We start from the raw sequence: 17649 nt of genomic DNA, 5'->3' as shown, positions 1-17649 counted from the left end.
GTTGTTAATGCACCACGTAAGTGATTGTCAGTACAATTCTTTTAATTTTCTGGTGAGTGTATTTCGCCCCCAGCCTAATACTTTAGCGGCATCTTGCTTATGACCTTTAGTGTGCTCTAAGGCTGCTTCTAATAAAATGCGTTCAAATTCTGGTAAAGCGTAAGAAAGTAGTTCTTTATCTCCTGCTGCGAGTGAATGCCGTGCCCAATCCGCCAATTGTTCTTGCCAACTACCATGTGCAGAGTCTGAAATGGATTTTTTCTCTTCGAGTAGTTCGCTTGGCAAGTCATTTGGTAACACTTCGCTACCACTGGCCATAACGGTTAACCAACGGCAAATATTCTCTAATTGACGAACGTTGCCAGGCCAATCAAGGCGGTTAAGAATCTCCACGGTCGACGGGTGGAGAGTTTTTGTTTCCACACCAAGCTCATCAGCCGCACGGATAAGAAAATGCTGTGTAAGCTTTTCAATGTCTTGCTTACGCTCACGCAGTGCCGGGATCTGCACGCGAATCACGTTTAAGCGATGAAAGAGGTCCTCACGGAAGTCACCTTCGTGCACCAGCTTTTCTAAGTTCTGGTGTGTTGCCGCGACAATTCGTACATCGACACTGATCGGAGAGTGACCGCCCACTCGATAAAACTGCCCGTCAGCTAGAACGCGTAGTAAACGAGTTTGAATGTCCAATGGCATGTCGCCGATTTCGTCTAAAAATAGAGTGCCGCCATTGGCTTGTTCGAATCGTCCTTGACGAACATTGTTTGCCCCCGTAAACGCGCCTTTTTCGTGGCCAAACAGTTCTGATTCAATCAAGTCTTTGGGAATCGCCGCCATATTGAGCGCAATGAAAGGTTTGTTAGCACGTGGACTGTGACGGTGCAGTGCATGAGCAACGAGTTCTTTACCCGTGCCCGATTCACCGTTAATCAAGACTGAAATAGAGGAGCGAGAAAGACGACCAATGGCGCGAAACACCTCTTGCATCGCTGGTGCTTCACCAATAATTTCAGGCGTTTCTGCTGGAATGTCTTCTGGAGAGAGCTGCTCGCGTTTGTTTTCGTGGCTGTGTGCAATGGCTCGTTCAACCAGAGTTAAAGTTTCATCAATATCAAAAGGTTTTGGTAAATATTCAAAAGCACCTTTTTGGTACGCATTCACTGCTGCATCTAAATCTGAGTGCGCGGTCATGATAATCACGGGAAGGTCTGGGTAATCGCGCTGTACTTGTTTTAGTAGCTCCAACCCATCAATACCTGGCATGCGAATGTCTGATACTAGAACATCCGGCACTTCGCGTTCGAGCGCCATTAACACGCTTTCCCCATCGGCATAGGTTTCACATTTGATGTTGGCAGAGGAGAGCGTTTTCTCCATTACCCAGCGAATTGAACTGTCGTCATCAACGACCCAAACATATCCTTTACTCATGTAGTAATCCTTGCAGCAAACCGAAAAACTGACGCGACTTGAAGTCCTTTAGCGCACTCAGATCGGCAGATAAATAGTAAATGTTGTGTGACCAGGCCAGCTTTCTACGTCTATTTTTCCATTGTGCTGGTCGATCAAATTTTGCGAAATAGATAGCCCTAATCCAGTTCCTCCCTCGCGGCCACTGACCATGGGATAGAACAGCGTGTCTTGTAGTTCCGGTGGAATACCTGGGCCGTTGTCTGTGATTTCGACACGAGCAGCGAGTTTACAGCGTTTGCCGTGAATATTGGCTTGGTGCACCGTTCTGGTGCGAATGGTTATTTTCCCGTGTTCTTGATGGCTAAGAATTTGTGCGGCGTTGCTGACGATATTAAGCATTGCCTGTTCGATTTGGTCTGTATCCATCAAAATCTCTGGCAAGCTTGGGTCATAATCTCGTTCAATGATGATTGAGCGTTGTGACTCTAATTCAACCAGCTGGCGAACCTTTTCAAGAATTTGGTGCAGATTCTCTTGTGTCTTCTTACCTGGCTTCTGCGGTCCTAGTAATCGATCCACGAGCGCCCTTAAACGGTCTGCTTGCTCAATGATGATGTGTGTATATTCGGTGAGAGAGGGCTCTGGCAGCATTTTTTCTAACAATTGCGCCGCACCGCGTAAGCCGCCAAGCGGATTTTTGATCTCATGTGCAAGCCCTCGGACTAACAGCTTCGCTGCTTGTTGCTGGGCGTGTTGGTTCAGTTCTTGAGAGAGTCGGCGCTGCTGATCAATTTTGCGCATCTCGACCAGAAGCATCAACTGCTTTTGCCAAGTGATAGGGCTAACCGTCACCTCTAGCATTAAAGGGCGGCCATCAACAACGAAAGTGACGTCACTGTCGGTGATGCTTTGGCCACTTTGCAACGGTTGAGTGAGCAGCGCGAGATCCAGCGACGCATGCTGAATCAATTGAGAAAGTGATTGTTCAATAATTCGTTTGGCGCTTTGAGAAAACAGCAATTCGGCAGCCGGATTGGCATAACGGATGGCCAATCCATCATCAAGAATCAGCGTTGCTGTCACCATATTGTTGAGAATGGCACTAGGAAGACTGGTATCCACATTACGTCCTTGTTTTGCTTTAAGATTGTGCGATGCACAATAATGGTGCAATTGAACGTTAAGTATGGCGAATAAATCTTAGAAGAAAAAGTGAAAAGCATCGCTGTGATGTGATTTTTTTCACCAGATATTCTATTTTGCCCCTTTTACGGTCGGCTTAACACTTGCTCTATGTAAATGCACCGTTATAGGGCTAGTAGATGCAATAAGCTTGCCGCTTCTTTTCGCGTGCACAGCAAGTGTGTGAGTGCCTCGGTCAATATTGTTTAACTGCCACACTATATGGTTTTGTGGTGCACCATAAGGTTTTCCATCGAGTAACAATTGCAATTGCTCACCGATACCAAGCTTGCGATTGGTTTCTAATTGAATATTGATGATGCCTCGATTGCTGCGGATGGTCTCGTTGTGCTTGGGAGTCAGCATCGAGAGTTCTAATGGAAGAGGCTTCTCGGTTGTTTTCTCTGGCTTGTTTTGTGATGCAGTAGATGGCGTAGTCTGAGGTGCGAGCGATTCAGTACTTTCTACCTCAGGAGCTGGTGCGCTGGCTTCAAGGTTTGGCAGTGCGATCGCTTTTGCTCCTTTGTTTGGCGTATCACTAAAGTGAACCACGCCATTTTCATCTACCCACGTATACGCGACCTGCGCGAAGGCGATAGAGGCGATTAACAATCCGCTGAGTGCACACAGTGATGGAATAAGCTGAACTTTCATTGCTCACCTTCTCTTGTTCGATGATTTCACGTTTCAATGGCTTAGCTCTTTGACCTGTAAGGAAAAATTCTAAGCGTATTTTTATTATCCCCTCATGTTAAACGTCGAAGCTTGAGTGGCGAATACAAAAAAGGCCCGCCTGCGAGGCGAGCCTAATATTTTATTGCTGTGTTTACATTTTACACAGTGTCGACCTTACACAGAGTAGTAAAGTTCGAACTCAACAGGGTGAGTTGTCATGTTTACACGCTCTACGTCCTGAGACTTAAGGTCGATGTATGAATCGATGAAGTCGTCAGAGAATACGCCGCCCGCTGTTAAGAACTCACGATCAGCATCTAGCTCTGCTAGCGCATCTTTTAGTGAGTATGCAACAGTTGGGATTTCTGCTGCTTCTTCAGCTGGAAGATCGTAAAGGTCTTTATCCATCGCTTCGCCTGGGTGGATCTTATTCTTGATACCGTCAAGACCAGCCATAAGCATTGCTGCGAAACATAGGTATGGGTTCGCCGCTGGGTCACCGAAACGAACTTCGATACGACGTGCTTTCGGGCTTGGTACCACTGGGATACGGATTGAAGCAGAGCGGTTACGCGCTGAGTAAGCTAGCATTACTGGTGCTTCGAAGCCTGGTACAAGACGTTTGTACGAGTTTGTTGATGGGTTAGCGAATGCGTTGATTGCACGAGCGTGTTTGATGATACCACCGATGTAGTAAAGCGCCATTTCAGATAGACCGCCGTACTTGTCACCAGCAAATAGGTTTACGCCATCTTTTGCTAGAGACTGGTGAACGTGCATACCGCTGCCGTTGTCGCCAACAAGTGGTTTAGGCATAAACGTCGCTGTTTTACCAAACGCGTGAGCAACGTTGTGTACAACGTACTTGTAGATTTGGATTTCGTCAGCTTTGGTTGTTAGCGTGTTGAAACGAGTTGCGATTTCGTTTTGACCCGCCGTTGCCACTTCGTGGTGGTGCGCTTCAACAACAAGACCCATTTCTTCCATTACTAGACACATAGCAGAACGGATGTCTTGAGATGAATCTACTGGAGCTACTGGGAAGTAACCACCTTTAACGCCTGGACGGTGACCTTTGTTACCTTCTTCGTAGTCAGAACCTGTGTTCCATGCCGCTTCTACGTCGTCGATCTTGAAGAAAGAGCCTGACATGTCCGTCGAGAACTTCACGTCATCAAATAGGAAAAATTCTGGCTCAGGACCGATAAGTACAGTATCTGCAACACCTGTAGAACGCATGAAGTCTTCAGCGCGTTTTGCGATAGAGCGTGGGTCACGGTCATAGCCTTGCATTGTTGCAGGCTCTAAGATGTCACAACGGATATTTAGTGTTGCGTCTTCCGTGAATGGGTCAAGCACAGCAGAAGATGCGTCAGGCATCATTACCATGTCTGATTCGTTGATACCTTTCCAGCCAGCAACTGATGAACCATCGAACATTTTACCTTCTTCGAAGAAGTCTGCGTCGATTTGGTGAGCAGGGATCGAAATGTGCTGCTCTTTACCTTTTGTATCAGTGAAGCGTAGGTCAACAAACTTAACTTCGTTTTCTTGGATCAGCGATAGAACGTTTTCTACTGACATCTTGGATAACCTCCAGTGTTAATAAGCGGTAAAAGCTCGATTTATGAATTACTCATGAAACCTGGCATTGATTAATCAATTTGACTTTTCATTAATCGATGCTGTTTTCACTAAAGCCAAAACCGTGCCAAAAAAAATATTCCATTAATTTCAAGCAATTGTGTTTTTGAATGCTAGTTTGGTGCACTTGCTTGCACCAAAATGATCTTTGCTTGCACTATTATGGTGCCAAAAATCATTGTTGCACCATAATGTGACAGGTACATTGCGTATTCAGCCCAGTTTTTGAGCAAGAGTCAATTTGAATTATGCATCGATTAGAATAAAGTTGCGTTTAATCAATTCGTTCTGAGGAAGAAAATGGGCATTAAGCGTAAAAATCGCAGAAATGCTCGGGAGTAGATCACATATTTCTAGGCTTTTTGCTAAAATCTGGTACATTATGGCCGTTTTTTTAATCAGCAAATGTCGCCAGAGAGCACCCGTTCTCAGCGTGGGGGCATTTCATCTATCTAAGTGAATCAATATCCATGGCTACTCCACAGATTGATAAATTAAGAAATATCGCGATCATCGCGCACGTTGACCACGGTAAAACCACGTTGGTTGACAAGCTGCTACAACAATCAGGCACGCTTGAGTCTCGCGGTGAAGCTGAAGAGCGAGTCATGGACTCGAACGACATCGAGAAAGAGCGCGGTATTACCATTCTTGCTAAAAACACAGCAATCGACTGGAACGATTACCGTATCAACATCGTAGATACTCCGGGACACGCGGACTTCGGTGGTGAAGTTGAGCGTATCATGTCGATGGTAGACTCAGTACTACTTATCGTTGACGCAGTCGATGGTCCAATGCCTCAAACGCGTTTCGTAACACAAAAAGCGTTTGCTCACGGTCTAAAACCAATCGTTGTAATCAACAAGATTGACCGCCCTGGTGCACGTCCTGATTGGGTTATGGACCAAGTGTTCGATCTATTCGACAACCTAGGTGCAACTGATGACCAGCTAGACTTTAAAGTAGTTTACGCATCAGCACTTAACGGCTGGGCTTCTCTAGAAGAAGGCGAAACTGGCGAGAATATGGAACCACTATTCCAAACTATCGTTGATGTTGTTGACGCGCCAAATGTTGACCTTGATGGTCCACTACAGATGCAAGTTTCTCAGCTAGACTACAGCTCTTACGTTGGTGTTATCGGCGTGGCTCGCGTAACTCGTGGTAGCGTTAAGCCAAACCAGCAGGTAACCATTATTGGTGCTGACGGTAAAACTCGCAACGGTAAAGTGGGTACAGTAATGGGCTACCTTGGCCTAGAGCGTCACGAAGTGGAACAAGCTAACGCGGGTGATATCATCGCAATCACTGGTCTTGGCGAGCTGAAAATTTCTGACACTATCTGTGCACAAAACGCAGTAGAAGCATTACCACCATTGTCTGTTGATGAACCAACAGTAACGATGACATTCCAAGTAAACACGTCTCCATTCGCGGGTAAAGAAGGTAAGTTCGTAACGTCACGTAACATCCTTGAGCGTCTTGAGAAGGAACTGGTACACAACGTTGCACTACGCGTTGAGCAAACAGACGATCCAGATAAATTCCGCGTATCAGGTCGTGGTGAACTTCACCTTTCTATCCTGATCGAAAACATGCGTCGTGAAGGCTTCGAGCTAGCAGTATCTCGTCCAGAAGTAATCATCAAAGAAGAAGATGGTCAGTTGATGGAACCGTTCGAAACGGTAACTATCGACGTAATGGAAGAGCACCAAGGCGGCATCATGGAGAACATCGGCCTACGTAAAGGTGAGCTGAAAGACATGTCTCCAGACGGTAAAGGTCGTGTGCGTATGGACTTCGTTATGCCATCACGTGGTCTGATCGGTTTCCAAACGGAATTCATGACACTGACTTCAGGTTCAGGTCTTCTTTACCATACGTTTGATCACTACGGCCCTCACAAAGGCGGTAACATCGGTCAACGTGTAAACGGTGTACTAATCGCGAACGCGATGGGTAAAGCGCTAACTAACGCACTGTTCAACCTTCAAGAGCGTGGTCGTCTATTTATCGGTCACGGTGTTGAAGTTTACGAAGGTATGGTTATCGGTATTCACAGCCGTGACAACGACCTAACGGTAAACGCACTGAAAGGTAAGCAGCTAACCAACGTTCGTGCATCAGGTACAGATGACGCACAGGTTCTTACTCCGCCAATCAAGATGACTCTTGAGCAAGCACTAGAATTCATCGATGACGACGAGCTAGTAGAAGTAACGCCTGAAAGCATCCGTATCCGTAAGAAGTTCCTAACGGAAAGCGACCGTAAGCGTGCTTCTCGTGGCGCGAAATAATTTTCGTTAAGCGATTCAATTAAGAAGAAGCCTCGAGTTATGCTCGGGGCTTTTTGTTTTCTGGAGTTGAATATGAACCCGATTATTATCACCGGTGGGCCTGGTGCGGGAAAAACAACACTGCTGAATGCGCTAGACGCGTGTGGTTACGCCACGTTTCCTGAAGGGTCCCGCGACTTGATTGAGCAGCAAAGCCAGTTAGAAAATGGTATTTTGCCGTGGACGAATTTACCTGAGTTTGCCAAGTTATGCCTTGGGTTGATGGACAAACAAAAGAGTGATGCGCGTTGTCATGATGTTGCGTTTGTTGATCGCGCCATCCCCGACATCATTGCATACCTACAAGTGGGCGGCTGTAAGGTTGACCAAGCTTTCTTAACCGAAAGCGCTGGGTACCATAGTCAGGTGTTTACTTGTCGACCTGAAGCATCCATTTACGTACAAGATGAAGTGCGTCCGCACAGCTTTGAAGAAGCATTGGAGATTCATCAGTCGTTAGTGAGTGTCTATACTGAGTTGGGTTATGAAGTGATAGAAGTACCATGGGGAACTGTGCCAGAGAGAGTAGGCTTTGTTCGAAGAGTCATCGGTTTACTCGGTAAGGTCGCCGACTAAAACCTCCTCACTAGGAGGAGGTCTAAATCATTTACTTTTGATTGAGCTTTTGTAGGAATTTATCGGACTCTGCAATCGCTTCGTTCATTTGTTTGATCGCAAACTGAATGTCCTTCTCTAAGCTAGAGAACTCACCTTGCAAAGAACCAATCGCACTGGCGTTAAGGTTGTGTTTTAAGTACAACGTGTTGTCACGCAGCGTGTCCAGTACCGGTGTCATCTTTTTCTCTGCACGCTTCATAGCGCTAAGCATGGTTTTGTACGAGGCTTTGGTTTCACGTAGCTTTTGCTCGCTTGAACGACGCAGTTTCGCACTCGAGTACAGCTCTAGCTCATCTTGCCACTCATCAAACAGTGCGCCGGATACGTCTTCAATCGCAGCAATACGGTCACGTACGTCTTGAGCCGCTTTTTCGCTATCTTCGTATTTGTCATTGATGTTGTTGTAGACATTTTCTAGCTCACCACCATCAAAGTTGGTGATCGCAGATAAGGCTTCAAGTGCACTGGTGAATTCTTCTTGTGCATCTTGTTGAGATTCTTTGGCATCTTCGACGCGGTCGACCATAATATCTCGTTTATGATACCCAACCTGCTCCATTGCTGAGTAATAAGCAGATTGACACCCTGTTAAAGTGAAAATTGATAGTACAATTGCTAATAAATAAGGCATTCTTATGTCCTCGGCGCTAATTATGGGATGAACTATGAACCAGTTATCAGAGAGTTACAAGGCGAGATTAATCAATCTACTGCCAAGTTGCGTCGCGTTTTTTACGTACCTTCTTAAGCGATTAACGCATGACCGTGTGAATGTGAACGCGGGCTATCTTGCCTACATTACCTTGTTATCCATCGTGCCAATGCTGACGGTATTGTTATCAATATTGTCGAAATTTCCCGTTTTTGCGAACGTTGGTGAAGTGCTGCAAGGCTACATTATTGAGAATTTTGTGCCAGCTTCTGGAGAAGCTGTACATACGGCATTACAGGAATTTGTGGCGAATACGGGCAAAATGAGCGCGGTTGGCGGTGGGTTTTTATTCATCGCAGCGGTCATGCTGATTTCCAACATTGATAAGAACTTAAACTACATTTGGCGAGTTAAAGATAAGCGCCGTTTAGTCTTTTCATTCTCTATGTATTGGATGGTACTCACGTTAGGGCCGATCATGGTCGGTGCGAGTATTGCGGCGACGTCGTACGTGACTTCGCTGCAAATTTTAGAGAACGAGACATTATCTGGTGCGTTTAATTTATTTCTGCGTTGGCTACCGTTGTTGCTGTCCTTTTTTGCTTTTCTTGGCTTGTATATTCTAGTGCCGAATAAAAAAGTACACCTCGCTCATGGTGCCATGGGGGCAGCAGTCGCCGCGATACTGTTCGAGTTGAGTAAAAAAGGCTTTGCACTCTACATCACTCAGTTTCCGTCTTATCAGCTCATCTACGGCGCGTTAGCGGCGATTCCTATCTTATTTGTTTGGGTGTATTTATGCTGGATGATCGTGTTATTGGGGGCGGAAGTTACGGCTGCGCTTGGTGAGCGAGAGCACTGGAGTGAAGATTTAGACATGATACACTCGACCGCTGAATCTCAGTTAACAGATGAAGGAAGCGAGAGTAGTGATAGCGCTAATTCAACGAGTCAGTGAAGCAGCCGTCCGTGTGGATGGTGAAGTCGTAGGAGAAATTGATCGTGGTCTGCTGGTCTTATTGGGCGTAGAGAAGGACGACGATGAAGCTAAAGCAAAGCGTTTAATGGAGCGTGTTACAACCTACCGTGTGTTCGAAGATGACGAAGGCAAGATGAACCTGAACGTTAAACAGGTGGAAGGTAAAGTGCTGGTGGTTTCTCAATTTACGCTGCCTGCGGATACGAAAAAGGGCACGCGAGCTGGCTTTTCTCGCGGTGCGCATCCTGTTGATGCAGAGCGCTTGTATGATTACTTTTCTGACTTGTGTGAAGAAGTCTTACCCACACAGCGTGGCCGCTTCGCTGCCGATATGAAAGTGTCTTTGGTGAATGACGGTCCAGTGACGTTTTGGTTGCAGGTCTAATCTGGTAACACAGGCGCCATAGTCTAAGCTTTAACTCCAAGCTCATGGAATTGGCTTGGAGTAATTTTTCCGACACTGATTAGTGTTGTGCTTTCAAAGGATTGATATGTTCAAACTCATTACTCCCAAAACCGATAATCAGATAAACAAGTATTATCAGTTTCGCTGGCAACTGCTTCGTGAGCCATGGCGTATGCCGATCGGCTCTGAGCGCGATGAATACGACGAAATGAGCCATCACCGCATGATTGTTGATGGTCGAGGTCGTCCTATGGCGATTGGACGTTTATACATTACGCCGGATAATGATGGCCAGATCCGCTATATGGCGGTTAAAAATAATCGCCGTAGCAAAGGGATGGGTTCGCTGGTTTTGGTTGCACTAGAGTCGTTAGCGCGCCAAGAAGGAGCGAAACGCTTGGTGTGTAATGCCCGTGAAGATGCCATCGCCTTTTATGAAAAAAATGGCTTTGAGCGTCGAGGCGAGCTAACCGATGAGCGTGGCCCTGTGCGCCATCAGCAAATGGTGAAGCAACTGGATCCGATGGCCAATGTGTTACGTCGCCCTGAATGGTGTACTGAGCTTCAACAGCGCTGGGAGCAACAAATCCCAATTAGCGACAAAATGGGGATCAAAATTAACCAGTACACGGGTTACCAGTTTGAATGCTGTGCGCAGCTTAATCCTAACCTTAATCCCCATAACACCATGTTCGCCGGGTCAGCTTTTACCTTAGCAACCCTGACAGGGTGGGGGATGACGTGGCTGCTGCTTAAAGAGCGTGGGCTGCACGGTGATATTGTGTTAGCCGACAGCTCGATTCGTTATCGTCAACCAGTCGAACAAAACCCCGTGGCGAGTACTTCGTTGGATGGGATCAGTGGTGACCTAGACCGATTGGAGTCGGGACGCAAAGCACGCATCGTTATTCACGTAGTGATTTATAGTGGTGACACGCCCGCTGTGGATTTTGTCGGTACCTATATGCTGATACCGAATTACTCGCAGTTACTCAGTTGCTGATGGGGTAAACGCCGACTGATCTGCTGGGCGCTTATCTGTTTCACCTTCTTGCTCTGTCGGTGAGAGGGTTTGTTCTGCTGCGGAATTCGTGTCGGGTACTTCATCTTCTTCGATAACTTCTTCGTAAAGCTCTTCCTCTTGAGTCTCCAAATTGATGTTATCAATTACGGTTGGCTGCTCGATGGAAGGTTCATTTTTCTGTGGAGTCTCAATATCAGTAGGCTCGGCCAGTTTTGATGCGTTCACGCACTCATTACGGTGGGTTTCACCACTTAGTAGATCGCCTTCAATGTTTCCGCACGACTCTTCCAATTGATAAGTAATGCCACTTAGCGGGTTGTTGGCCATATCAAATGTTCCCCAAACCTTACCACTTATGGCTTTTCCTGAGATTGTGACCGGCTTTATGGATACTTCCCCTCGTTGCGCGCTTAAACGCAGTGGACTTAAGGTAATGGCTTTGAGCGAATGATCCGCTTGGGACTTCAAGCGGGTATCTCGGAGATTGGCTTCCACTTCACCCGATAAGCTGTAGGCCAGCATGTTGCGATCACCTGATAACCCTTGTAGATCGAGGCTGAGATCGGAAAAACCATCAATAGCCAGTGTGTCGGGTAAAAAATAATCGTGGAAGAGCGATAAGGGAATACCATCAGCATTGACGTTGAGCGCCCAAGGTTGGCTCGGGGTACTCAAATCTATTTGTCCGATGCCTTCTACGTAGCCTTGCTCGAGTGGCGCAAAAAGGCGAGTCAATTGCCAAAAGCCATCTTTGCTTTGCATGGCAAGTGCTGCGTGAGACGTGAGTATTTGGTCATAGCTGGCATTGACAACGCTGACTTCCAATTCGCCTTGCCAAAGGCCCCAACGTTGAGCCGACTGTTTAATATCAAGCTGTTGCCCTTCGATATTTAAACCGGAAAGTTGCCAATAAGGTTCGTGAGATAGCTGGATAATTTGGCTGCGCTCAATGTCGAGTCGTTCGATTGCAACATGCTCTAACTCGCTGGTGGCGGCGTGCCACCAATTTAGGTTGTCTTCTGGCTGTGTTGCCCACTTGAGGCCTTGAATAGAGGCTTCTTTGAGCTTCCATTGTGTTGGCGTGAACAATCCAGAAACTTGCACTCGACCTTGCTGCCAATCTAAGCTGAGCTCGTTGAGCTGGATTACTCCTGGCTCGATAGCGGCACTCAAACGTGGCTCTATTGCGGTTTGCTGCTGGAATCGAACGCTATCCGCCTGCAATGACACTTGAGCTTTTGTCTTCCAGAGAGACAGTGGCAGTGTGGCGTTTTCCACAGAAAGATCCAAGTTCTGCCAGTGCCAGTCGCCCCATTCAATATCGGCGTTAAGCAAATCTAAGCTATTAATATGATTAATGTTAAATGGTAGATCGTGCCAAGGTTTTGCAAGCAGTGATTGGCGCTGCGTATTACTCAGTTTCAGCTTGTTGATGGTCACATTTACTAAAGACCAGCCTTGAGGATACTGCTCCCCTTGCCCAGATATTTGACTGTTACGCCAGTTAAAAGAGGTGCCATAAAGCGTACTGTCTTGCGGTTTGTAGTCTATATCGACTAAGACTTGATTAAAGGCTTCGCCATTCCAATAGAGTTGGTCAGCTGCAAGTTGAACTTCGCCATATGGTATTAATTGACCATTCCATTGTGGTGATTGAATTTGAAGGTCAATGCCATTGGCAGAGAACTGCTCGTCGGCGTAATCAATATTTTTGAGCGCGATTTGATGGAATAAAACGTTGTCTAAAGGTGGGAGCTTTGGTGCGCCATACTGCAAGCTCATACCATCAATCAATAAACTATCAACGATCCATTTACCATCGCGATAAACATCGGGATTCATCCATAAATCGACTTGCTCGATGTAAGACGCATCGTCTCCGCTGGTGTTCACGCGTTGTAAAGTTAGGTGATAGGGAAAGCCATAACGCACGCTTCCGGCCCGGAAGGGAAGAGAAAAGGTGTTTGACAGCAAGCGCCAGGTTGCGTCCGCGTAAGATGTTGTTAGCAGCGCAATCGTAGCGGCTGGAATGGCAACTAAGATAACCAGTAACAGAAGTAGAACTCGACGCGCTGTTTTCATCTTTGCTAGAACCTACGTGTGTTATGAAATAAAACTAGATAGGCTTTAGCTTGTATCAATATTCTGTGGTATTCAATAAAAAGCCCCTCAAAAGAGGGGCTTGAAGCAATTTTTGTAACTTGGCCTACGTAAAGGTGATAAGTTAATGCCAACTTTTCACTGCGTTTACGCGACGTCGCTGTTACTCGATTTAATCAATCTGAGGACCAGCCGCAACCAGGGATTTACCTTCAGCGTTGTCTGTGTATTTATCAAAGTTATTGATAAAGCGCTCTGCTAAATCTTTCGCTTTGCTTTCCCACTGAAGTGGGTCAACGTACGTGTCGCGAGGGTCTAGAATGCTAGGATCCACACCTGGTAGTGACGTTGGTACTTCAAGGTTGAAGATTGGAATGTGCTTAGTTGGTGCTTCTTCAATCGAACCATCAAGAATGGCATCAATAATTCCGCGTGTATCTTGAATAGAGATACGTTTGCCAGTGCCGTTCCAACCAGTATTCACTAGGTAAGCCTCAGCGCCCGCTGCTTCCATGCGTTTTACCAGTACTTCCGCGTATTTTGTTGGGTGGAGCGTTAGGAACGCCGCGCCGAAACAAGCAGAGAAAGTTGGTGTTGGCTCAGTAATACCGCGCTCTGTTCCCGCTAGTTTGGCGGTAAAGCCAGACAGGAAGTGGTACTTAGTTTGCTCAGGTGTCAATTTAGATACTGGAGGCAGTACGCCAAATGCATCGGCTGATAGGAAGATCACTTTATTCGCGTGACCGCCTTTTGATACTGGCTTAACGATATTATCGATATGGTAGATAGGGTAAGAAACACGTGTGTTTTCTGTTTTCGAACCATCATCAAAGTCGATAGAGCCATCGCCACGTACTGTTACGTTTTCTAGCAGTGCATCACGACGAATTGCATTGTAGATGTCCGGCTCCGCTTCTTTCGAAAGTTTGATGGTTTTTGCGTAACAACCACCTTCGAAGTTGAAGACACCGTCATCATCCCAGCCGTGCTCATCATCACCAATTAGCGCACGTTTAGGATCAGTCGACAGGGTCGTTTTACCCGTACCAGATAGACCGAAGAATACCGCTACATCGCCATCTTTGCCCATGTTAGCGCTACAGTGCATTGATGCGATGTCTTTTAGTGGAAGGAAGTAGTTCATCATCGCGAACATACCTTTCTTCATTTCACCGCCGTACCAAGTACCGCCGATAAGTTGCATGCGCTCAGTTAGGTTAAATACGGTGAAGTTTTCTGAGTTCAGGCCTTGCTCTTCCCATTTTGGATTAGTGCATTTTGCGCCATTCATTACCACGAAGTCTGGTTCAAATGTCGCTAACTCTTCTTCTGTCGGGCGAATAAACATGTTTTTAACGAAGTGCGCTTGCCATGCGACTTCTGTGATAACACGAATGCTCAAACGTGTATCTGGGTTTGCACCACAGTAACCGTCAACAACAAACAAGCGTTTGTTAGAAAGCTGGTTTGTGACCAGTTCTTTTAGCTCGTCCCACACTTCAGGAGTGATTGGCTTGTTATCATTTTTCACTTGATCAGACGTCCACCACATATGTTCTTCTGTCGTAGCGTCTTTGACGATGTATTTATCTTTTGGTGAGCGACCAGTAAAGATGCCAGTGTCAACGGCAACCGCACCTAGTTCAGTAACCACGCCGCGCTCATAACCGGTTAGGTCTTCACGCGTTTCTTCCTCAAACAACATTTCGTAGCTTGGGTTGCGAATAACCTCTTTTACGTTATGCAGTCCGTGCTTGGTTAGATCAAGTGTTGCAGCCTTAGTATGTTCCATAACGGTCATAGGTGCTCCTTATAAGGATTTTGTAGGGATTTTGTAAGAATGTTTTAATTTTAATCTGCTCACCATGCTAGCAACGGGGCGGGGAGAAAACAGGGAGATAGCTCAAAATTTACCCATGATTTCAATAAGGTTTTAGGTAACCCGTCACATATTGGTGGGAATAGTCTATCGTGCACGCAATCCTTTGCGCTAGGGCAAAATCATTATTAATTGTTTAAAATTAAGCAGTTGTTTTATTACGCTTGAGGCTAGTTATTACGAGGGGTTGATCACAAAAAGGCCAGCATTAAGCTGGCCTTTTGTAGGGTAAATTACGTGCTTGATAAGCTATGTAAATTAATGCAGGGTTTTCTTGTCCGTAGAAGCTTGTGCATACAGTTCAGTGACTTCAGATTCGTCGAACGTATAAGTTGTGCCACAGTAATCACAATGTAAAGAAACTGATCCAACTTCTGCCAAAATGTCATAAATTTCAGATTTCTCAACGGTGATGATTGCGGCACCGCTACGCTCACGAGAACAGCCACAATGAAACTCGACAGGTTGCGGCTCGTACAGACGTACTTTGTCTTGGTTATATAGTCGATACAATAACTCGTTCGCTTCTAAACCAAACAATTCTTCATCTTTTACTGTATCAGTGAGCTGCTCTAGATGTTCGAAATCATCTGGAGAGCCAGTGCCGTCAGGGATCACTTGAATCAACATACCTGCTGCGTGTGCTTTGCCCTCATGCTCACCAGTGCGGATCCATAGGCGCGTTTTTAACTGCTCTGAGTTTGCAAAGTAGCCTTCTAGCACTTCTGCTAAAGTGTCACCTTCTAATCCAACGACACCTTGGTAACGCTCGCCGTTTTTCGGTTCGATAGTGATCACAAGGTAGCCCTTACCCATTAGATCGTGAATGTTTGCGTCATCGGCAATATCGCCTTCCCAGCGAGCTACGCCACGGACACGTTGGTTATGGTCACCGTTGATAACGGCAAGAGACACAGGACCATCGCCTTGTAGCTGGATGGTGATCGAACCTTCGAACTTAAGAGTGGCAGTTAAAAGAGTAGTTGAAACGAGTAGCTCACCCAGCAGTTTCTCTATTGCTGCCGGATATTCCTTGCTGGAGATAACACGTTGGTACGCTTCATCCAATTGTACCAACTCGCCACGTACTGAAAGATCTTCGAATAGGTAGCGGTTTAAAACATTATTTGCCATGGAGTGCTTTCCTCGTTGGTAATTCCGGCTTTTATTGGTGTTTGAACTTAATGATGTCTCGGCGCTGCTTTTTATCTGGGCGGCGTTCCGGACTTGGGTTGTGGGCATTAAGCTTACGTTGAGTCGCGTGTTCCTCACGTTTCGCTATACTTTCATTAGTTTCGCGATATAAGGTTTGTGCGATGGGAGCGCCTCGGCGTTGATCTGAGATTTGTTCGATGATCACGATTTTTTCTTCGTTGCCTTGACGAAGTCTTACTTCAGCGCCCACTTCAACGATTTTACTCGGCTTGCTTCGTTGGCCATTATAGTGGACTTTACCGCCATCGACCATGTTACGCGCGATGGAGCGGGTTTTGTAAAATCTTGCGGCCCATAGCCATTTATCTAGCCTAACGGCTTCATTTAGGGAACTCATAGAACACTACGCTATCTAATCACTGCCCGAATACGGCAATGAGTGATGGATTATTCACCTACAGATGGAGTCAAGGCGTATTTTTTTCAAGGGAGTTGGCAAAAACTGCATAAGAAAAAGGTATGAAAGACAACTTGTGATATAGTTCACTGCTCTTTGTTGAGTAATAATTTTATTGCAAATTTAGCAATTTAAAGTCGATAGCTATCGTTATAGCTTAAATGACGGACGTTAGAATAAAGGAATCCATTCAGTGAAACGTTTAGAGCTAAGTGCAGGATTATCAAGCAGACCGCTACTGGCTCAGATCAAGTCCAATCATTATACCATTCAAGCCAAACTTAGCTTGTTGCTTACCTGTCTGTTTATTGCGATAACCGGATGGATACTTGGCAAAATTGTGTGGTTAGCCATACCTCAATCGTCGGAAGTGCCGCAATGGCGTCCATCGGCGAGTGGCGTTGTCGCGAGCAATAAAGGCGACGCGATAGATTTTAATGCCCTTCAGAATGCCAACCTATTCGGTAAATACACTGAGCAAAAAGCGGCAGTTGTAGAACAGCCCATTGTTAAAGACGCCCCTAAGACGCGCCTTAACCTCACGCTAGTCGGTGCGGTTGCCAGCAGTGATGCCAATACCAGCCTTGCTGTTATTGCTAACCGAGGTAAGCAAGCTACGTACGGTTTGGGTGAAGAAATCGAAGGGACACGTGCGACGCTAAAAGCGGTATTGGTGGATCGCGTCATCATTGATAACCAAGGTCGAGACGAGACCTTAATGATGCAAGGTATAGAATATAAGAAGCTATCTGAATCGCCGCAGGTAGCTAGGGCGCAAGCTCAGCGAGCAGAAGCAGCGACGTCTGACGTTGGAGAGAAATTAGAGCAAATCCGCGAGGAAATTGCGAAAGATCCACAAAGCGTTTTTAAATACATCACCATTTCACCCGTCAAAAAAGACGGAGACATTGTTGGTTATCGAGTATCACCTGGTCGTGATGCCGCATTATTTAATGATGTAGGGCTACAACCCGGTGATATTGCGGTTCAACTGAACGGGATCGATTTAAGTGATCCGTCTTCTTCAGTACAACTGATGCAAGTGATGAGCGATCCGCAAGAATTAAATTTAACTGTTGAGCGAGACGGCCAACAGTACGATATCTATATCCAATTGTAAGACTTA

General features: G+C 46.1%; 15 protein-coding genes. 6 read left to right on the top strand and 9 right to left on the bottom strand.

Translation table 11 applies throughout. The features are described 5' to 3' along the window. Window positions 1-27: 27 nt before the first annotated feature. The 4 genes from glnG to glnA form a co-directional block, all read right to left on the bottom strand. The gene (glnG, locus tag R7O03_RS08205; protein ID WP_005379267.1) at window positions 28-1431 is read right to left on the bottom strand and encodes a nitrogen regulation protein NR(I); all 1404 of its coding nucleotides are present in this window, start codon (window positions 1429-1431) and stop codon (window positions 28-30) included. Between the two features lie 57 nt (window positions 1432-1488). After that, window positions 1489-2535, bottom strand: a complete 1047-nt coding sequence (glnL, locus tag R7O03_RS08200) for a nitrogen regulation protein NR(II) (RefSeq protein WP_017821940.1) — start codon at window positions 2533-2535, stop codon at window positions 1489-1491. 132 nt (window positions 2536-2667) lie between these two features. After that, complete coding sequence (locus R7O03_RS08195; RefSeq protein ID WP_047103732.1) at window positions 2668-3249, bottom strand: DUF4124 domain-containing protein; 582 nt, start codon at window positions 3247-3249, stop codon at window positions 2668-2670. A 195-nt stretch (window positions 3250-3444) separates the two neighbouring features. Beyond that, entirely contained in the window at window positions 3445-4854 is a 1410-nt protein-coding gene (gene glnA, locus R7O03_RS08190; RefSeq protein ID WP_005379275.1) for a glutamate--ammonia ligase, read from the bottom strand. A gap of 530 nt (window positions 4855-5384) precedes the next feature. On the opposite strand from glnA, the gene typA reads away from it, so the two are divergent. Both typA and R7O03_RS08180 read left to right on the top strand, forming a co-directional pair. Then, complete coding sequence (gene typA / locus R7O03_RS08185; protein ID WP_005379276.1) at window positions 5385-7214, top strand: translational GTPase TypA; 1830 nt, start codon at window positions 5385-5387, stop codon at window positions 7212-7214. A 72-nt stretch (window positions 7215-7286) separates the two neighbouring features. Next, entirely contained in the window at window positions 7287-7829 is a 543-nt protein-coding gene (locus tag R7O03_RS08180) for an AAA family ATPase (protein ID WP_005382971.1), read from the top strand. A 31-nt stretch (window positions 7830-7860) separates the two neighbouring features. Here R7O03_RS08180 and R7O03_RS08175 read toward each other — a convergent pair whose 3' ends face one another. Then, window positions 7861-8502, bottom strand: coding sequence for a DUF2959 domain-containing protein (locus R7O03_RS08175; RefSeq protein ID WP_005382972.1), 642 nt, complete (start codon window positions 8500-8502; stop codon window positions 7861-7863). 34 nt (window positions 8503-8536) lie between these two features. Here R7O03_RS08175 and R7O03_RS08170 point away from each other — a divergent pair, with 34 nt between their 5' ends. From R7O03_RS08170 to R7O03_RS08160, 3 genes are all read left to right on the top strand, one after another. Continuing rightward, window positions 8537-9481, top strand: a complete 945-nt coding sequence (locus R7O03_RS08170) for a virulence factor BrkB family protein (RefSeq protein ID WP_033905908.1) — start codon at window positions 8537-8539, stop codon at window positions 9479-9481. Continuing rightward, window positions 9453-9887 (top strand): D-aminoacyl-tRNA deacylase, encoded by a 435-nt coding sequence (gene dtd / locus R7O03_RS08165; RefSeq protein ID WP_005379282.1) that lies wholly within the window; start codon window positions 9453-9455, stop codon window positions 9885-9887. Before R7O03_RS08170 ends, dtd begins: the two co-directional genes overlap by 29 nt. A 106-nt stretch (window positions 9888-9993) precedes the next feature. Further along, the gene (locus R7O03_RS08160) at window positions 9994-10911 is read left to right on the top strand and encodes a bifunctional GNAT family N-acetyltransferase/hotdog fold thioesterase (protein ID WP_005379283.1); all 918 of its coding nucleotides are present in this window, start codon (window positions 9994-9996) and stop codon (window positions 10909-10911) included. Here the strand turns inward: R7O03_RS08160 and R7O03_RS08155 are convergent. The 4 genes from R7O03_RS08155 to hslR form a co-directional block, all read right to left on the bottom strand. Further along, complete coding sequence (locus tag R7O03_RS08155) at window positions 10897-13014, bottom strand: AsmA family protein (RefSeq protein ID WP_054576820.1); 2118 nt, start codon at window positions 13012-13014, stop codon at window positions 10897-10899. The two genes, R7O03_RS08160 and R7O03_RS08155, sit on opposite strands and share 15 nt — an antisense overlap. 190 nt (window positions 13015-13204) lie before the next feature. Further along, the gene (pckA, locus tag R7O03_RS08150; RefSeq protein WP_054576821.1) at window positions 13205-14833 is read right to left on the bottom strand and encodes a phosphoenolpyruvate carboxykinase (ATP); all 1629 of its coding nucleotides are present in this window, start codon (window positions 14831-14833) and stop codon (window positions 13205-13207) included. A 336-nt stretch (window positions 14834-15169) separates the two neighbouring features. Continuing rightward, window positions 15170-16045 (bottom strand): Hsp33 family molecular chaperone HslO, encoded by an 876-nt coding sequence (gene hslO / locus R7O03_RS08145; protein ID WP_213877196.1) that lies wholly within the window; start codon window positions 16043-16045, stop codon window positions 15170-15172. 31 nt (window positions 16046-16076) lie between these two features. Continuing rightward, window positions 16077-16463, bottom strand: a complete 387-nt coding sequence (gene hslR / locus R7O03_RS08140) for a ribosome-associated heat shock protein Hsp15 (protein WP_005379292.1) — start codon at window positions 16461-16463, stop codon at window positions 16077-16079. 253 nt (window positions 16464-16716) lie between these two features. Between hslR and gspC the strand changes: the two genes are divergently transcribed. Then, the gene (gene gspC / locus R7O03_RS08135) at window positions 16717-17643 is read left to right on the top strand and encodes a type II secretion system protein GspC (protein ID WP_256903251.1); all 927 of its coding nucleotides are present in this window, start codon (window positions 16717-16719) and stop codon (window positions 17641-17643) included. The last annotated feature ends 6 nt before the right edge of the window (window positions 17644-17649 follow it).

Origin of the sequence: Vibrio sp. Vb2960 (assembly GCF_033337665.1) — a bacterium.
Taxonomy (GTDB): Bacteria; Pseudomonadota; Gammaproteobacteria; order Enterobacterales; family Vibrionaceae; genus Vibrio; species Vibrio alginolyticus.
The sequence above is the reverse complement of the archived record's forward strand: the minus strand, read 5'-3'. Positions and strand labels throughout refer to the sequence as shown.